The 17693-nt window shown below is 67.6% G+C and carries 10 protein-coding genes; 6 read left to right on the top strand and 4 right to left on the bottom strand.

The window, feature by feature from the left end; translation table 11 throughout:
- Positions 1-14 precede the first annotated feature (14 nt).
- Genes amoB through amoH form a run of 5 tightly spaced genes read left to right on the top strand, consistent with a single transcriptional unit; the run spans position 15 to position 12715 of the window.
- Positions 15-932, top strand: a complete 918-nt coding sequence (amoB, locus tag I6L45_RS14840; protein ID WP_216982474.1) for an amonabactin biosynthesis bifunctional protein AmoB — start codon at positions 15-17, stop codon at positions 930-932.
- Positions 929-4054 (top strand): amonabactin biosynthesis non-ribosomal peptide synthetase AmoF, encoded by a 3126-nt coding sequence (gene amoF, locus I6L45_RS14845; protein WP_216982475.1) that lies wholly within the window; start codon positions 929-931, stop codon positions 4052-4054. Before amoB ends, amoF begins: the two co-directional genes overlap by 4 nt.
- Before the next feature lie 20 nt (positions 4055-4074).
- Positions 4075-4824 carry an amonabactin biosynthesis protein AmoA gene (gene amoA, locus I6L45_RS14850; RefSeq protein ID WP_216982476.1) on the top strand — a complete coding sequence of 250 codons (750 nt, stop codon included), beginning with the start codon at positions 4075-4077 and terminating at the stop codon, positions 4822-4824.
- A gap of 14 nt (positions 4825-4838) precedes the next feature.
- Positions 4839-11174: an amonabactin biosynthesis non-ribosomal peptide synthetase AmoG gene (gene amoG / locus I6L45_RS14855; RefSeq protein ID WP_216982477.1), complete on the top strand. Its 6336-nt coding sequence runs from the start codon at positions 4839-4841 to the stop codon at positions 11172-11174.
- Positions 11171-12715, top strand: coding sequence for an amonabactin biosynthesis glycine adenylation protein AmoH (amoH, locus tag I6L45_RS14860; RefSeq protein ID WP_216982478.1), 1545 nt, complete (start codon positions 11171-11173; stop codon positions 12713-12715). The genes amoG and amoH overlap by 4 nt, the downstream gene beginning before the upstream one ends.
- An 85-nt stretch (positions 12716-12800) precedes the next feature.
- Here amoH and I6L45_RS14865 read toward each other — a convergent pair whose 3' ends face one another.
- Positions 12801-13739 (bottom strand): iron-siderophore ABC transporter substrate-binding protein, encoded by a 939-nt coding sequence (locus I6L45_RS14865; protein ID WP_216982479.1) that lies wholly within the window; start codon positions 13737-13739, stop codon positions 12801-12803.
- Between the two features lie 185 nt (positions 13740-13924).
- On the opposite strand from I6L45_RS14865, the gene I6L45_RS14870 reads away from it, so the two are divergent.
- A complete protein-coding gene (locus tag I6L45_RS14870) occupies positions 13925-14656 on the top strand; it encodes a 4'-phosphopantetheinyl transferase (RefSeq protein WP_216982480.1) in 732 nt (243 codons plus the stop codon).
- 48 nt (positions 14657-14704) lie between these two features.
- On the opposite strand, the gene I6L45_RS14875 is transcribed toward I6L45_RS14870, so the two are convergent.
- The 3 genes from I6L45_RS14875 to I6L45_RS14885 are packed head-to-tail and all read right to left on the bottom strand — an operon-like array spanning position 14705 to position 17671.
- The gene (locus I6L45_RS14875) at positions 14705-15529 is read right to left on the bottom strand and encodes an amonabactin ABC transporter ATP-binding protein (RefSeq protein ID WP_216982481.1); all 825 of its coding nucleotides are present in this window, start codon (positions 15527-15529) and stop codon (positions 14705-14707) included.
- Between the two features lie 43 nt (positions 15530-15572).
- Positions 15573-16643, bottom strand: a complete 1071-nt coding sequence (locus tag I6L45_RS14880) for an amonabactin ABC transporter permease subunit 1 (RefSeq protein ID WP_216982482.1) — start codon at positions 16641-16643, stop codon at positions 15573-15575.
- Positions 16644-16654: 11 nt separating this feature from the next.
- Complete coding sequence (locus I6L45_RS14885; RefSeq protein ID WP_216982483.1) at positions 16655-17671, bottom strand: amonabactin ABC transporter permease subunit 2; 1017 nt, start codon at positions 17669-17671, stop codon at positions 16655-16657.
- Positions 17672-17693: the final 22 nt, after the last annotated feature.

Below are 17693 nucleotides of genomic sequence, written 5' to 3' on the forward strand. Positions count from 1 at the left end.
GGAATCATGACGTTATGGCTATCCCAACCCTGAACAATTACGCCATGCCCAGCCAGTGGAAGGCCAACAAGGTCAACTGGTCTCTGGATCCCAAACGCGCCGCCCTGCTGATCCACGACATGCAGGAGTACTTCACCGCCTTCTATGGCGAAAACAGCCCGTTGATCGCGGCCCTAACCGAGCGCCTGGCCGCCGTGCGCAAGCAGTGCAAGGCCCTCGGCATCCCGGTCTTCTACACCGCCCAGCCCAAGGATCAGTCCCCTGAGGATCGCGCCCTGCTCAACGACATGTGGGGCCCGGGTCTCAACAAACGGCCCGAGCAGCAGCAGGTGGTGGCAGCGCTCTGCCCAGAGCGTGACGACACCGTGCTGGTCAAGTGGCGTTACAGCGCCTTCCAGCGCTCCGAGCTGGAGCAGATGCTCAAAGCGCTGGGACGGGATCAGCTGATCATCGGCGGCATCTACGGCCATATCGGCTGCATGATGACCGCCTGCGACGCCTTCATGCGCGACATCCAGCCCTTCTTCCTGGCGGACGGGGTGGCGGACTTCTCCCTGGCCGACCACCAGATGGCGCTCGACTACGTGGCGACCCGCTGCGGCAAGGTGATCCGCTGCGAGGAGGTACTGGCCCTCGCCCCGGCTTCTGCCGCCCAGAGCAATTCGTTGTCCGCCAATCCGTTGCTGACGTATGAGGGGCTCAAGACGCGGCTGCTGAGCCACATCGACGAGGACGAAGGGGAGTTTGACCCCGACGAGAACCTCATCGACTACGGTCTGGATTCGGTGCGGATCATGGCTCTGCTCACCGAGTGGCGCGCCGCCGGGGTGGAGCTGGGCTTCGTGGATCTCGCCAAGCTGCCGACCCTCAACGGCTGGTGGCGCCTCATCGAGGCCAGGCTGGCAGCCCAGGCGCTGGAGGTGACCCCATGAACCGCTTCCCCTTGACCATCCCCCAGCAGGGGCTCTGGTCCGGACATCTGCTCAACGACGACAAGGCGATGTTCAATACCGCCGAGTGCATCGCCTTCGACGGCAAGGTCGAGGCGGCCGTGCTGGCCGCAGCCCTTGCCAAGGCGGTGGGGGAGTGCGAGGCGCTCAAGGGCCACTTCGAAGACGATAAGGAGGCGGTCTGCTTTGTCCCGGCCGAGCTGCCCCTGGCCTATGAAGAGGTCACCCTCGAGCGCGATGACGAGACGCTGGCCCGCGCCTGGGCCCGGGCCGATCTGCGCCGCCCGTTCGAGCTGACCCAAGAGGCGCCCTGCCGCTTTGCCCTGCTGCGCGGCCCTGGCCGCGATTACCTCTACAGCTGCGTGCACCACATCGCCCTCGACGGCTTTGGCACCACCCTGCTGTTCCAGCGCATCGCCGAGCTCTATGCAGAGGGGCTGGCCGGTGAGATGAACTCCCCATCCCCCTTCGGCTCGTTGGCGGATGTGCTGGCCGAAGAGGCGAGCCGCGAGCTAAGCGGCAAGAACGCCGCCGCCCGCGCCTTCTGGCAGGAGCAGCTGCAAGGCTGGCCCGAGGTAAAATCCTTTGGCGAGACCCGCGCCCCAATTGCCGCCGACTTTATCCGCGAGAGCCGCCCTCTGCCGGCGGCGCTGTGGCAATCCCTGGCCGGCTTTGCCGACGAGCACAAGCTGGGCTGGCCCGATCTGCTGCTGGCCGGCCTCTCTGCCCAGCTGTCGCTTTCGAGCGGTCAGGATAAGACCCTGCTCGGCCTGATGATGATGAACCGCATCGGCTCGGCATCGTTGACCGTGCCCTGCATGCAGATGAACATCACCCCCCTGGCGCTGACACTGGGTGAAGAACTGGATCTGGCAGGCGCCGCCGGCGCCGTGGCCAAGGCCAAGCGCGGGGTGCGCAAACACCAGCACTACCGCTACGAGCTGCTGCGCCGCGACCTTGGCCTGGTGGGGGGCGACAAACGCCTGTTCGGCCCCCTGGTCAACATCATGCCGTTTGATCACGCTCGCCGCTTCGGGCCGCTATCTGCCCATATTCTCAACATCAGCGCCGGCCCGGTGGAGGATCTCACCATCGAGGTGCAGGTCGGCGTCGATGGCCAGCCCAGACTGGATCTGGACGCCAACCCCGGCTGCTACTGTCAGGCAGATCTGGCGGCCATCGCCGATACCCTGTTTGCCCTGCTGGGCCGCTGGCTGACCGAGCCCGCCCAGACCCTGGGGACGCTCAAGGCCGACTGGCTGGCCGAGCAGCGGGCCAGCGCCCTGATCGCCGGCCCCGCCCATGAAGCTCTCCAGGTGCGGCCGGTGCTGGACGCGCTCTGTCACTTCGCCGCCCAGACCCCGGACAAGATCGCCTTGATTCAGAGCACGGCGCAGGGAGAGGCCCGCTTCAGCTACGAGGCGCTGCTGGCCAGAGCCGAACAGATGGCGGCCGCCCTGCAGGCAGCAGGCGTCGCCCCCGGCGACAAGGTGGGGGTCATGCTGGCCCGCACCCCCCAGGCCATTTTCGCCCAGCTGGCGGTGCTGCTGGCCGGCGCCGTCTATGTGCCGCTCGATCCCGAGCAGCCGCTGGAGCGTCAGGGCCATATCCTGCGGCTGGGGGAGGTCAAGACCCTGATCACCCAGGCCGAGTACCGTCACAAGCTGGCCAGCCTGTTTGAGGGGCGCACGCTGCTGGCGGGGGATCTGGTAAGCGATAACCGCTTGAACCAGCCGGCCGCCGGTCGCGCCGTCGCCTACCTGATGTTCACCTCTGGCTCGACCGGTCTGCCCAAGGGAGTGGCAGTGAGCCACGGCGCGCTGGATCACTTCGCCGCCGCCGCCCGTTGCCGTTATCACCTGGATGAAGAGGCGCGGATGCTGCAATTCGCCCCCTTCAACTTCGACGCCAGCATCGAGGAGGTGTTCGCCACCCTGAGCGCCGGCGCCACCCTGGTGTTGCGCACCGACGCCCTGCTCGAATCCATGCCCGCCTTTGCGGCCGGGGTGGAGCAGATGGGGATCACCCACCTCGACCTGCCCACCGCGTTCTGGAACGAGTGGGTGGTGGCGCTGACGGCGGGTCAGGCCCACATCCCTGCCGGGCTTACCACCGTCATCATCGGCGGCGAGGCGGTCTATCCCGAGCAGCTGGCCCAGTGGCAGCGTCAGGGCCGCTCCGATGTGCGCCTGTTCAACACCTATGGCCCCACCGAAACGACCGTGGTGGTGACCACCCAGGAGCTGCAGCAGGAAGACCCGAGTCAGGCCCAGTTGCCCATCGGTCTGCCGCTGTCCGGCATGCAGGCGCTGATCCTGGGATCGGGGGAGCAACCCGCCAGCGAGGGGGAGCTGGTGCTGCTCGGCCCGCAACTGGCCAACGGCTATGTGGGCAGCGCGCAGAGCGCGAATGTGCAGAGTGCGCAGGGCGGTTTCGGCACCCTGCGGATCGGCGAAGAGGATCTGCCCGTCTATCGCACCGGCGATCGGGTGCGCCTGGTGGCCGGCCGGCTGGTCTACCTCGGCCGGCGCGACAACGAATTCAAGATAAGCGGCTATCGCATCCAGCCCGGCGAGGTGGAGGCCCAGCTGCTGGCCCTGCCGGGGGTGGACGAGGCCTGCGTACAGGGGGTGAGCATCGGCAGCGTGCGCCGGCTGGTGGCCTTCGTGGCGGGGCCGGAGCGCGACAGCCGGGTCATCAAGGCGCAGCTGGCCAGGGTGCTGCCTGCCGCCATGATCCCCACCGACTATCGCCACTATGACCAACTGCCCCGCACCGGCTCCAACAAGCTGGATCGCAAGGGCCTGCTGGCCGCCTACCAGGCGGGCGGCGAGGCGTTGACCCTGGGCAGCGAGACCGAGAACCGGGTCGGCACCATCTGGCAGCAGATCCTGGGGCTGGCCACCATGGCGCCCGCCGACAACTTCTTCGAACTGGGGGGCCAGTCCCTGCAGACCATCCAGATCGTCAACCGGCTCGGCGCCGAGTTCGGGGTGCAGGTCAAGGTCTCCGACGTGTTCGATCACCCGCGCCTCGACGACTTCTGCCGTTTCCTCGACGGCCTGCTTGCCGAGGACGAAGAGAGCGTGGAGATGGTGTGGTGATGGATAAGGAGCAACAAGCAATGGCCTTTGATTTCACTGGTAAGCGGGTCTGGGTGACCGGGGCCGGGCGCGGCATCGGCCGCGAGGTGGCGACGCAGTTCGTGGCGGCCGGCGCATCCGTGGTGGGGCTGGATCTGGCGTTTCCCGAAGCCGATTACCCCTATGCCACCCGGCTGCTCGATATCGGCGACTCGAAGGCGGTCAACGCCTGCTGCGCAGCGCTGCTGGCGGACGGCGGGCTCGATGTGCTGGTCAACGGGGCCGGGGTGCTGCGCCTCGGCCCCACCGAGACCTTAAGCGATGACGACTGGCACGACTGCATGACGGTCAACGCCAGCGGTGTCTTCTATCTGCTGCGAGCCCTGGTGCCCCACTTCAAGGGGCAACAGCGCGGCGCCATCGTCACCATCGGCTCCAATGCCGCCCATGTGCCGCGCATGCAGATGGCGGCCTATTGCGCCTCCAAGGCGGCGGTCACCAGCCTGACCCAGACGGTGGGGCTGGAGCTGGCCCCCTTCGGTGTGCGCGCCAACCTGGTGTCGCCGGGCTCGACGGATACCCCCATGCTGCGCGGCATGCTGCCAAGCGAGGAGGCCATGGCCCGCACCATCGCCGGGTTGCCGGAGCAGTTCAAGCTCGGCATCCCCCTGCGCAAGGTAGCCACCCCGGCGGAGATCGCCCATACCGTCCTCTTCCTGGCCTCGGATCTGGCCAGCCACATCACGCTGCAGGATCTGGTCGTCGACGGCGGCGCCACCCTGAGTGCCTGAGGCTTGAGAAACAGATGAACAATATGATTTTGCTGTTGAAACAGCTGGAGCGGCAGGGAGTGAAGCTTGGGCTGAACGACAAGGGCCAGCTTATCTCCCAGTCGAGCAAGGAGGCGGTGACGCCGGCCATCGGCGCCACCATCAAGGCCCACAAGGATGAGCTGGTGCGCTGCCTGGCGGCCCGCGCCGCCTTCGAGGCGCCCATTCTTGCGCAACGTGATGCCGAGGGCGCCCGGCAGGGGCCGCTCTCGTCCTCCCAGAGCGGACTCTGGTTTATCGAGCAGTACGAGGAGTCCTCCCACCTCTACAACATGCCGGTCTATTTTCGCGTCAAGGGAGAGCTGGACACGGCGGCGCTGGAGTTTGCCTTCGACCACCTGTTTGCCCGCCACCCCAGCATGCGCACCCGCTTCATCAAGGACGAGGCGGGCAGGGGGGCGCAGGAGATCCTGCCCCACACGCCCTTCACGCTGCAGATTGAGGACGTGAGCGCAGAGCCCATTGCCGAGCGGGAGGCTTATGTGGCCAGGCGGGTGCGCGAGGAGATAGGGCGCCCCTTCTCCCTGACCCAGGGGGATCTGAGCCGGGTGCATCTTATTCGGCTGGGCAGCCGCGAGCACGTGCTGCTGATCACCCAGCACCACATCATCTCCGACGGCTGGTCGGTCAAGAACATGTTCGCGGATCTCAAGCGCGCCTTTCTTGCTCATCAGAACCGCGAACCCCTGCAGGTGAGCGAGCTGCCGCTCACCTATATCGACTATGCCCGCTGGTTCAACTCACCGCGTTTTCTCGATTATCACGCCGAGTTCAAACCGTTCTGGGTCGACCGGCTCGGTGGCAGCCCCGAGGTGCACGGCCTGCCGCTCGACAAGCCGCGCCCGGCCCATCAGGACAGCGGCGGCGAGCTGGTCTTCTCCACCATCGACAATGAGCTGTGGGAGAGCTTCAAGCGCCTCTGTCAGCGCCACAGCACCTCCAACTTCATCGGTCTGCACGCCCTGTTTGCCCTGCTGATGGTGCGCCAGAGCGGCGAGAAGGAGGTGGTGATCGGCACCCCGCTCGCCTATCGCGAGCGCCACGAGATCGAGTCCCTGGTGGGCTTTTTCGTCAATACCCTGGTGCTGCGCACTCAACTCAGCGGCAAGCCCAGCTTTGTCGACTATCTGCAGCAGTGCCGGGAGGAAGATCTGGCGGCTTTCGATCACCAGCTCTACCGCTTCGAGGCGCTGGCCGAGGCCATCGGCGCCGATCGCACCACCGCCATCAACCCCATCTTCCAGATCATGCTGGTCTATCAGGCCAAGGTGGACTTCAACGATCTCATCCCCGGTTGCCAGCTGGTGGAGGAGACCTCGCCTGTGCTGCCGGCCAAGACCGACATCTCGGTCAAGGTGACCGAGCTGATGGACTCCGTCAGGGTGGACTGGCTGTTTGCCACCGCCCTGTTCGAGCGAGAGACCATCCAGGCCTATGCCGATCGCCTGCTGCACCTGATGCGCGCCGTGGTGGCGGCCCCCGAGACCGATATCTGGCAACTGCCGCTGGAGGCGGGCACCGACCAGGCGGCGCTGGCCGCACAGCTTGCCGACTTGCCGCGGGGCTACCCGAGTCGCGACACCCTGCTCTGTCATATCGAGCGGCGGGCCACGCAGTTGCCGGACGCGCTGGCGGTCAGCGACGGCGCGCAATCGTTGACCTATGGCGAGCTGGAGGTGCGAGCCAACCGGCTGGCCCACTGGCTGCAGGCTCAGGGGGTCACCCCGGGCGCCGCCATCGGCATCCAGGCCAGACGCGATGTCGCCTTCGTCATCGCCCTGCTCGCCTGCTGGAAGGCGGGAGCTGCCTATGTGCCCCTCGACCCTGCCTATCCCGCCGAGCGGCTGGCCCATATCCTCACCGATGCTGGCATCAGCCTGGTGCTGGGTGGCGTGCCGGACCCGCGGCTTGGCGAGGCGCTGGCGGGCACGACTGCCGCGTATCACGATCTGCACCAGCTTGCGCTGGACAAGATGCCAGCCAGCACGCCCGCACTGCCCCGGGACGCCGCCATGCTGGCCCAGATCATCTATACCTCCGGCAGCACCGGCCTGCCCAAGGGGGTCATGGTGGAGCAGGGCAGCCTGGTCAACCTGATGGCGGATCATGGCGAGCGGATCACCCTTGATCAGAGTGGCGCCATGTTCAACTGCATGTCCCTCTCGTTTGATGCCGGCAACATGACCAGCTTGCTGCCCCTCTACTGCGGCGCGGCCCTGCACTTCGGCGAGCCGGGCGAGGGGGTGATCGACGCCGCCATCGCTTGCGGTGCCAGCCATATGATTTTGCCGACCGCCCTGCTCGCGAACCTGCTGCCACCGGTGGAGCTCGGCTCCCTCAAGGCCATCGGTTTTGGCGGCGAGGCGTGCCCGAGCAGCCTGGTGGAGCGTTGGGGGGAGCGGGTGGCGCTGTTTAACATGTACGGCCCGACCGAGTGCACCGTCACCGCGCTCTGCGCGCGGCTCACCCCGGGGGCGCCCATCACAATCGGCCGACCGATCAACCACCTGAAGGCGCTGATCCTGGACGAGGCGGGCAACCTCTGCCCGGTGGGGGTCCCCGGCGAGCTCTGCCTGGCAGGGCTGGGGCTGGCCCGTGGCTACCTCAATCTGCCAGAGCGCACCCAGGAGGCCTTTATCGAACTGGCGCTGGCGGAACGTACCCATCGCCTCTATCGCACCGGCGATCGGGCCCTGCTGCGCCGCAACGGCAACATCCAGTATCTGGGCCGGATAGACGAGCAGATCAAGCTGCGCGGCTATCGTATCGAGCCGGGGGAGATAGAGACCCGGCTCGCCGAATTGTGCCCGGTCATCCGCCAGATCAAGGTGGTGGTGCAGGAGGGTCGTCTGCTGGCTTACGCCTGTTTGCAGGCCGGGGCAAGGGAGCCCGACGGCGATGCCCTGCTGCAGCGAGCCGGCGAGTGTCTGCCCGAATACATGGTGCCGGCGCGCCTGTGCTGGCTGCCCGAGATGCCGCTCACCCCCAACGGCAAGCTGGACTTGCGCCGCCTGCCCGCTACCGTCTGGCAGCAGAGCAAGGGCGAGCCGCAAAACGAACTGGAGCAGACCGTGCTTGCCATCTGGCAAGGGGTGCTCAAGCAGCCGCTCGGGGTGGAGGATGACTTCTTCCGCTTAGGGGGTGACTCCATCCTCAGCATCCAGCTCACCACTAGGCTGCGGGATGCGGGACTGCACTGCAGCGTGAAGGACGTGTTCGAAGCCAAGACGGTGCGCCGCCTCTGTCGCCAGCTCGGCCAGCAGCAGGCGGTCAGCCACAGGAGCGAGCAGGGCAGCCTGACCGGCGACTTCCCGCTCCACCCCATTCAGCACTGGTTCTTCGAGCAGGGCTTTGCCAAGCCCGGTCACTGGAACCAGGGGGTGATCCTGCGCCTGCCAGCCGGGGTGGACGATGAGGCTCTGCGCGGCTGGCTGAATGCCCTGCGCCAGCACCACGATGCCCTGCGCCTGGCGGTGACCCCGACCGGCCAGCGCTACCTGGCCGAACTGCCATTGCCGCCGCTGCCGACCCTGGATGCCGGCAGCCTCGATGAGGCCGAGCTGCAGGCACGCCTGACTGCGCTGCAGGGAGATTTCGACCCTGCCAGCGGCCACACCCTGGCCTGGGCCCGCCTGCGCAATCTTTCCCTGGAAGGTGAGCGGGAGGGCGAGCGCGAGACGGTGGAGGGGCTCTTCCTCGCCTTCCATCACCTAGTGATCGATGCGGTCTCCTGGCGCATTCTGGCCGAGGATCTGGCACGGGTGAGCAGGGGCGAGCCGCTGCCCGCCAAGGGCAGCAGCTATCGCCAGTGGGGCGAGGGGCTCGCGGCCTACGCCAAACGGGAAGAGGATCAGCTTGGCTTCTGGCTGGCTCAGGGGGAGGCCAGCAAGCCAGGCTTGCTGGAGGAGCGACGTGCCACCGATGGCCGCGCGGCCGCCAGCCTGCTGCAACTGAGTCAGGAGACCACGGCCCGTCTTATCGACACCGCCAACCAGGCCTACTTTACCCGGGTGCCCGACCTGCTGCTGGCGGCCCTGACCCGTACCCTGAGCGAGCAGGGTTACGGCAGCCGTCACTGCGTGATGCTGGAAGGACACGGCCGTGAGGTCATCGATGCGGAACTGGACGTGAGCCGCACCCTGGGTTGGTTCACCAGCACCTATCCGCTGGCGCTGGAAGATGCCGGGGCGTGGGATGCACTGGTCTGCGCCACCAAGGAGCAGCTGCGCGCCGTGCCGGACAAGGGGGTGGGCTTCAACGCCTTGCGGCTGCACCACCCCCGTGGCTGGGCACTACCCGAAGCCCTGGTGGTCTTCAACTACCTGGGGGTCAGCCATCAGGGCGAGGCCGCTCAGCCCTGGCAGCCCCTGCCGATGGCACCGGGGGCACCCACGTCCCCTGACAACCTGCCGCGGGAGCTGGTCAGCCTGCACGGGGGCGTGTTTGATGGCCGCCTCACCCTGCGTCAGGTCGGCGCCCTCAACCAGCAGGCGAGCGATGCCCTGATGGCGCGGCTGGCGGACAACCTGACGGCGCTGGTGGAGCACTGCTGCAACCTGAAGGCTCCGCGCCATACCCCGAGCGACTTCCCGGGGCTTGACCTCTCGCAAGCTGCGCTCGATGGGGTGCTGGCCGGGCGCGAGGTGGAGACCCTGCTGCCGATGACCTCGCTGCAGCAGAGCATGTTCCATCATAGGGCGTTGCTGCCCCGGGATCACGCCTATCACCTGCAGACCGAGATTGACTATCACCAGCCGCTGGACGTGGCGGTCTACCGTCAGGCCTGGCAGGGGCAGATCGCCCGCTGGCCGGCCCTTCGCAGCGAACTGGTGCTGGCTGACGGGGTAGCGCTGCAGCGCATCCTCAAGCGCGCCGAGTTGCCATTCCTCTATGAGGATTTGTCTGAAGTGGAAAATGCAGAGACACGGGTCCAGGCCTATCGCCAGCAGGATCTGGCCCGCCCGATCCCGCTGGAGCAGGCCCCCCTGCTGCGCCTTGCCTGTTTCAAATTGGCCCCCGATCACCACAAGGTGATCTTCAGTGCCCATCACGGCGTGCTGGATGGCTGGAGCGGCCCCGTGTTGCTAGGTTCCTTGCATCGCGGCTATCAGGCGCTGATGAACGGCCTGTTGCCGCAGGGCGAGTCGGATACCGCCTGGCTCGAATTTGGCCGCCATATCGCGAGCCAAACCCGCAGCGCCGACGCCTACTGGCAGGGGCGGGGCGATCTCTTGGCCAAGCCCAACGATCTCGCCTGCCTGTTCGGGGTGACGCTGGACGTAGGTGCAAGCGGGCGCCATACCCAGCAGCGACCGGCGCTGTGCGCCACGGCGCTGCCGGCCGAGGTGGCGACCTTGCTCGCCCATCGTGCCCGCGACCTTGGCGTGACCGCAGGACTGTTGGCCCAATATGCTTGGCACCGTCTGCTGGCTCGCCGCTCTGGCGATGCCGTCACCCTGGTGGGCAACGTGACCCCTGGCCGGGACTATCCCATCGAGGGGATCACCGCGAGCGTCGGGCTCTACATCAACAGCCTGCCATTGGCTCTGGCGTGGCGCACTGAGCTGAGCCTGGCCGAGCATATCGCCCGGTTGCAGGCCGACCTGATGGCGCTCAACGAGCACGGCACCCAGTCGCTGGCGGCACTGACCAAAGGCCGGGCGCGTCTGTTCCAGAGTCTGTTCGTGTTCGAGAACTACCCCATGCCGGTGGCCCCTGTCGCCCCCGAACCCCACCAGCTGGTGCCGCGCTTTGGCGCCGTGGTGGAGAAGGTGGAGCTTCCTCTGTCGCTCGTAGTCAGCAGCCGGGGAGAGACGCTCCAGTTGCGCCTCGAATTCGACGGCGAGCAGATCCCCGAGGCCCGGGCAGAGGCGGTGCTGGCTGACTGGCTGGCCGAGCTCGACTGGCTGGCGCAGGCGGATCTGGGCCAGCCGGCCAGCGTGGCGGCGGCCGCGCCGTTCCCAGCGCAAGGGGCTGCCACACTATCGGCAGCCACAGCATCGACAGCCACACCATCTACTGTCACACAGGTGGCCGCCACCAAGGCTGAGTCCGGCCTGGCTCAGCCGCCGGCCGAGGCCCGCGCGTTGGTGGCCCTGTGGGAGCGCCAGTGCGGCGTGCCCGGCATCTGGCAGCAGACCCTGTGTGAACTCGGGGTGGATTCGGTGCAGCAGCTCGCCCTGCTGGCGGCCCTCAACGAGGCGTTTGGCCAGGAGCGGGCGCCACTCACCCTGCAGACCCTCAAGGCCCATCCATCCCCCAGCCGGCTCTATCGGCACTGGCTGGTGCGCCAAATGGAGGCCGCGCTATGACGGTGGCCATCAAGCATAAGGCCCCGGCCGTGTCACCACCGAGAGGTACCCCCAAGGGGGCGGCCAACCTGGGGGCGCGGCTGGCGGCTTGTCTCGCTGCCACCCCGCTGGCCCCCGCCATCCGTATGGGCGGGGAGGGCATCAGTGAGGGCGGCTCAGATGAGCAGTGGCTTAGCTACGGTGTGCTCAATGATCGGGTGACCCGGATTGCCGCCCAGTTGCAGGGGCTGGCGGTGGGTGAGCGGGTCGGCCTCTATCTCTCCCGCAGCCCCGATCTGGTGGCCAGCCTGCTGGCCTGCCTGCGCCTCGGTCTCACCTTCGTGCCCCTTGAGCCGGATTTTCCGGTGGAGCGGCTGCAGGGGATCGCCCGCCAGGCGCGCCTGTCGGCGGTGATCTGCGACGGCGACAGGCCGGCTCCCGCTTTCGGCTGTCCGCTGCGCACCCTCAATGGGCCCGCAGCGGCAGGGGCCGTCTCCTGGCCCCAGGTGGATGACGCCCTGGCTGCCTACATGATGTTCACCTCGGGCTCCACCGGCGAGCCCAAGGGGGTGGTCATCAGCCGGCGGGCCCTGCTCTGCTTTCTCGACGGGATCCGCGAGCGGCTCGGGCTCTCACCGAGCTGCCACTGGCTCTTTATCACCACCCCGGCCTTCGACATCTCCCTGCTGGAGATGTTGGGGCCGCTCTGGGGCGGTGGCCGCTTGACGGTGGCCGGCGGCGAGCACAACAAGGATCCGCTGGGGATGCAGGCCCTACTCGAGGCCGACCCCTCCATCAACTGGCTGCAGGCCACCCCGGCCTGCTGGCGCATGCTGCTCAAGGCTGGCTGGCAGGGGCGCAATACCCTCACTGCCCTGTGCGGCGGCGAGGCGCTGGACCCAGGGTTGGCCGAGCAGCTCTGTGCCCGCACCCGGCGGCTGTGGAACTGCTACGGGCCGACCGAGGCCACCGTCTGGTCCCTGGTGAGCGAGGTGCGCTGGCCACCGACTGATGGCCAGATCACCATCAGCCACAGCCTGCCCGGCTATCGGCACTGGGTGCTGGACGAGGCGGGGCAGCCGGTGGCAGAGGGGGAGTGCGGCGAGCTCTGCATCGAGAGCCCGGCCCTGTGCGAGGGGTACTGGCGCAAGCCGGCCTTGACCAGCGCGGCCTTCCTGCGCCTTGCCACCCATCGCCTCTATCGCACCGGTGATCGAGTGCGGCAACTGGGTGCGGACTGCTTCCTTTATCTGGGACGGCGCGACGATCAGGTCAAGCTACGCGGTTTTCGCATCGAGCTCGGCGAGGTGGAGGCGGGACTGCGCCGCCAGGCCGGGGTGCAGGAGGCGGCGGTGCGTCTGGTGGGCGAAGGGGATGAGGCCATGCTGGTGGGCTACGTGGAGGCGAAAAGCGGGGTGACCCTCAACCGGCTGGCCCTGCGCAAAGGGCTGCAGGCGACGCTGCCGCACTACATGGTGCCGGCGCGGCTCATGCTGCTGGATGCCCTACCCAAGACCGGCAGCGGCAAGCTGGACAGAAAGGCGTTGCCCTTGCCCGAGTAGGCGCCTTGCCGGACGGTAAAAACCATGGATAAAAAAGAAGCCCGCATCATGCGGGCTTCTTGTTGGCCGTCAACCGAGGGGGGGCTTAGTGAGCGATGGGGGCGGCATCCGGTTTGGCCAGCAGCTGCTCGACGTCGTCGATCACCTTGAGGGCCGCCTGGGGGCCGCCGGTGGAGGTCCAGAGCGACCCGTCCACGGCGCCGAAGCGCTTGCCCTTGATGGCGCCGAGCTGCTGGAAGGCCGGGGTCTGCTCGGCCTGTGTCATGGCATCCACCGCATCCCCGCTGGTGCTGAGGGTGCCGATCACGAGCCAGTCGCCATCCAGCAGGTTGAGGGATTCCAGGCTCAGGGCCGGGGAGTGGGGGCTACGGTCGCCAATCTGGTGGGCCGGGCGGGTGAGCCCCATCTCGGTGACCACGCTGCTGGCGAAGGTGCCGCCGTGCATGTAGCTCGGCCCCTTGGGGTTCCAGCGCACTATGCTCATCTGCTCCCCCTGATGCTGGGCAAGCTTGCTGCGGGCCTCCGCCAGGCGGGCGTCATACCGGGCGAGGAAGGCCTTGGCCTCGGCGCTGCGGTTCATCGCGTCGGCGCTGCGGCCAAACACGGTTTTCCAGGGCTCGCCCCAGTTGCCGGTGACGACGGTGGGGGCGATCTCCTTGAGCAGGGCCAGGAGCTCGGGCTTGGTCTGGCCGGTGAGGATGAGGTCGGGCGCGAGATCGATCAGCTTCTCCAGGTTGGGGTTGTCCAGATCCCCGACCACGGCGATCTCCTTGCCCGCCTTGTCCAGCAGGTAGCGGGGCAGGGTGGGCTGGCCGCGGCCATTGACGGTGCCCACCGGCTGCAGCCCCAGGGTCAGGGCGCTGTCGAGATCCAGTTCGCTCAACACCACGACCCGCCGGGGCGCATCGGGGACGGTCTGGGGCTGGCCGTTGGCATCGATGACCTGGCGGCTGTCCGCCTGGGCCTGGAAGCCCGTCAGGCTGGCCAACATCAGCAAGGTGGCCAGCGGGGAGAAGATCTTCATGGTGACATCCTTATGGGTGAAATCGGTGGGCCGGAGCCTGTGGAAAGTGCCTGAGCGCCGCCCGGCCAGCCCCAAATGGGCGGGGACATGCTACCACAAAGCAAGTGAGAAGCGTTGTCATTTGTATTTGTGGCGTCGGCGGGCACAGCTTTGGTACCATCGCAGGCCCCTGTCAGGAGCCCGTTATGCCCCCCTCTTCGCCGCCTGCTGTCAGGCATTTTATCCGTCATACCGATAGGTTCTTCCTGCCAGGCCTGGAGGGGCTGACTCTCCATCGCGTCTGCTTCGATCCCGCCGCCTTCTCGCCGGACGGCTTTGGGGTGCAGGGCATCCCCCTGCCGCCTTCATTGCAGGGAGCCGCCCCCAAGCGCCTCGGGGAGTTTCTGGCGGGGCGTCTCGCGGCCCGGGAGGCCTTGCGCCCCTTTGATCTGGCGGAGCATCCCGTGGCCATCGGGGCGGCCCGCGAGCCACTCTGGCCCGCGGGGCTGGAGGGGAGCATCAGCCACAGCGTGCTTTCGGGGGAGGGGGTGGCCCTGTGCGCGGTGCGCCCGGGCAAGGACGGGCTGGGCCTGGATCTGGAAGCCTGGCTCGAGGACGCGCAGGCATGCACGCTCTGGCCCGGCATCGTCGATGAGGAGGAGTGGGGGAGGCTGGAGGCCAGCGCCCGCGCCGTTGGTCTGAGCAGGGCGGAGGGACTCACCCTGGTGTTCTCCGCCAAGGAGAGCCTCTTTAAGGGGCTCTATCCCCGGGTGGGGCGCTACTTTGACTTTCTCGACGCCCGCTGGCTCGCCATGACGGCGCAGACCCTCACTCTGGAGCTAAAAACCCCGCTGACGCCGGCCCTGCCCGCCCGTTGGCGCGCCACCCTGCACTGGCAAGCCCTGCCGGGAGGGGTGATCAGCCTGCTGGCGCTCTGAGCCATCAAAAGAAAAAACCGCCCTGATGGCGGTTTTTTACTGCCTGTCTCAGGCCCGTTGCCTGTCCGCCCCGGTGTGCGCCAGGTGCACCTCTTGGCCATGGCGCCGGCGGGGCACGATGACCGGGGCCCCGTCGCCGGGGGCGTGCAGTATGTCCACGTCGGTCTGGTAGAGGCGGTCAATCAACGGCTTGGTCACCACCTCCCGGGCCGGGCCCATGGCCTGGATGCCCCCATCCCCCAGGGCAATCAGCTCGTCGCAGTAGCGGGCGGCGGTGGCGAGATCGTGGATGACGATCAGCACCGTCTTGCCTTCGGCGGCGACTCTGTGGATGGCCTCCATCACCTCGGTCTGGTGGCCGATGTCGAGCGCGCTGGTGGGTTCATCCAGCAAGATGATGTCCGCGTCCTGGGCCAGCACCATGGCGAGCCAGACCCGCTGGGCCTGGCCGCCGGACAGCGAGCTGGCGCTCTGGTGCCAGATGGCATCGAGCTGCATCCGCTCCCGGGCCCAGCGCACCATGCGGGCATCCTCGTCGCTCCACTGATTGAACCAGCCCTGGTGGGGGTGGCGACCGTACTGCACCAGCTGCTCGACCCGGATGCCGGGGGGGACCAGGGGGCGCTGGGGCAGGTAGGCGAGCTCCCGGGCCAGGGCCTTCATGCCGTAGCTCGACAGGGGCTTGCCCTTGAGCAGGATCTCCCCGGATTTGGGCTGCTCCTGGCCCGCCAGCAGTTTGAGCAGGGTGGACTTGCCACCCCCGTTGGGACCGACGATCCCCACCAGCTTGCCCCGGGGGAGGGAGAAGGAGATCTCCTCGAAGATGGTCTTGTGCTGGTAGCCGAAATGGAGGCGATTCACGGTGAGCGTCATCAGGCGGCCCTCGGTCTGTGATGAAAAAGGAAAAATGGCATGGTCAGTCGGCCTTCTGGCGGTCTTTGACCAGGATGAAGAGCAGCAGCAGACCGCCGAGAATGCGGGTCATGATGCCGGTGGCCACCTCGTGGGGGCTGGCCAGCACCCGCACCAGGGTGTCGCTGGCCAGCAGCATCAGGGCGCCGCACAGGGCCGCAATCCAGAGCGGCACGATGCGATCCCGGCTGAGCCAGGAGGCGAGGATGGGGGCGGCCATGGCGATGAAGACCACGGGGCCGCCGATGGCGGTGCCGAGCGCCGCCACGACGATGGCCTGGGCCAGCACCCCGAGCTGTACCCGGTTCACATTGACCCCGAGGGTCCTGGCGGTGACGGGGCCGAGGCGCAGCACCCCGAGGGCGCGGGAGAGATAGAGGATCCAGGGGCAGACCAGCAGGATCAGGATCCCCACCGGCAGCACAGTGTTGTAGCCCTGGCCGACGAAGTTGCCCATGTTCCACAGGTAGAGGCTGGTGAGGTGCACCAGGGACTGGGTGGACATGACGAACTGGCCGACGGCGTTCATCAGCTCCGAGACGCCGATGCCGATCACCACGAACAGGTAGCCCTGCTCCCCCGGCTTGTTGCACAGGGCGTAGAGCACGGCGGCGGCAAACAGGGCGCCGAAGGGGGCAGCCCACCAGGGCCAGGTGCCCAGGGTCAGGTAGAGGGAGAAGACGATGATGGCCAAGGAGGCCCCCTCGTTGACCCCGATCATGTCCGGGGTGGCGAGGCGGTTTCGCACTAGGGTCTGTACCAGGCAGCCGGAGAGGCCCATGGCGGCCCCCGCCACCAGCACGGCGACGATGCGCGGCAAGCGGATCTTGAACACGGTCACCTGGTCGAGGCGGCTCCCCTCCCCGAGCAGGGTCTGGATCACCCCGGCCATGGTGAGCTTGCCCGAGCCCAGGGTGAGGGCCAGCAGGGAGAGCAGGGTGAGGGCGACCATGAGCCCGAGTGTGAGCCACCAGGCGCGGCGCTCCAGCAGCAGGCTGTGGCGGCCGAGGCGCAGGCAGAGGGTGCCGCTGGGGGGGGCGTCATGATGAGGGGCACGGATCTGGGAGTCATGCATGGAAAGTCACCTTATTTGACGGCCAGCAGGGAGCGGAAGCCGCCGCTGCGCACCACCAGGATGAGCACGGGGGCGCCGATGAGCGCCAGAATGACGCCGTTGGGCAACTCGAACGGCTGGATCAGCCAGCGCGCCAGGATGTCGGCACCGAGCAGGAAGAGCACCCCGAACAGGGCGGAGAAGCGCACCTGGATGGTGAGGCGCACCGGCTCCACCAGGCGGGCGCAGTAGGCGGCGAGGAAGCCGACGAAGCCGATGGGACCGGCGATGGCGATGGCGCAGGCGGTGAACAGGGTGGCGGCCAGGAGCACGCCGATGCGCACCCGGGTCGGCCGGATGCCGAGCGCCTGGGCCTGGTTGTCCCCCATCTGCATCAGGGTGAGCTGGCGGCACAGGGCCAGGGTCAGCAGCAGGGCGGCCAGCGCGAAGGGCACCACGGTCAGCACCGAATCCAGGCTGGAGGCAGCCAGCGACCCCAGGTTCCAGAAGCGGAACTGCTCCAGCACCACCCGGTTGGAGAGCAGCAGGAAGTTGGAGAGGCCACCGAAGGTGGCGGAGAGGGCGACCCCCACCAGGATGAGCTTGAGGGGGTTGGAGCGCCCCACCATGAGGCCGAGGCCGAGCACGATGAGGTTGCCGAGCAGGGCCCCCATGCCGGACCAGAGCAGGTAGCCATAGGCGGACTCGACCCCGAACCAGGTGAGGCCGATCACCAGGGCGAAGACGGCGCCGGCGTTGACCCCGAGCAGGCCGGGCTCGGCCAGGGGGTTGCGGGTGGCGCTCTGCAGCATGGAGGCGGCGAGCGCGAGGCAGACCCCCACCACCAGGGCTGCCAGGGTGCGCGGCAGTCTCAGGGTGTGGACTATCATGGCGAGTTTTTCATCGGCCACGAGGGCGGGGTCGCCCAGCAGGAAACCGGCGACCTCGCGGCCACCATAGACACCGGCCCCGGTGGCCAGTGACAGACAAATCAGCAGGAGGAGAAGCAGCATGCCGAGCCAGAACAGCCGAGCTTGGTATCCGAGCACTCAATGACTCCTTGAATTTGGG

Source organism: Aeromonas sp. FDAARGOS 1415 (assembly GCF_019048365.1).
Classification (GTDB): Bacteria; Pseudomonadota; Gammaproteobacteria; order Enterobacterales; family Aeromonadaceae; genus Aeromonas; species Aeromonas taiwanensis.

Excerpts from the sequence above, each read along its gene's own strand:
- amoB (WP_216982474.1), top strand. The coding sequence starts at position 15 with ATGGCTATCCCAACCCTGAACAATTACGCCATGCCCAGCCAGTGGAAG.
- amoF (WP_216982475.1), top strand. The coding sequence starts at position 929 with ATGAACCGCTTCCCCTTGACCATCCCCCAGCAGGGGCTCTGGTCCGGA.
- amoA (WP_216982476.1), top strand. The coding sequence starts at position 4,075 with ATGGCCTTTGATTTCACTGGTAAGCGGGTCTGGGTGACCGGGGCCGGG.
- amoG (WP_216982477.1), top strand. The coding sequence starts at position 4,839 with ATGAACAATATGATTTTGCTGTTGAAACAGCTGGAGCGGCAGGGAGTG.
- amoH (WP_216982478.1), top strand. The coding sequence starts at position 11,171 with ATGACGGTGGCCATCAAGCATAAGGCCCCGGCCGTGTCACCACCGAGA.
- I6L45_RS14865 (WP_216982479.1), bottom strand. The coding sequence starts at position 13,739 with ATGAAGATCTTCTCCCCGCTGGCCACCTTGCTGATGTTGGCCAGCCTG.
- I6L45_RS14870 (WP_216982480.1), top strand. The coding sequence starts at position 13,925 with ATGCCCCCCTCTTCGCCGCCTGCTGTCAGGCATTTTATCCGTCATACC.
- I6L45_RS14875 (WP_216982481.1), bottom strand. The coding sequence starts at position 15,529 with ATGACGCTCACCGTGAATCGCCTCCATTTCGGCTACCAGCACAAGACC.
- I6L45_RS14880 (WP_216982482.1), bottom strand. The coding sequence starts at position 16,643 with ATGCATGACTCCCAGATCCGTGCCCCTCATCATGACGCCCCCCCCAGC.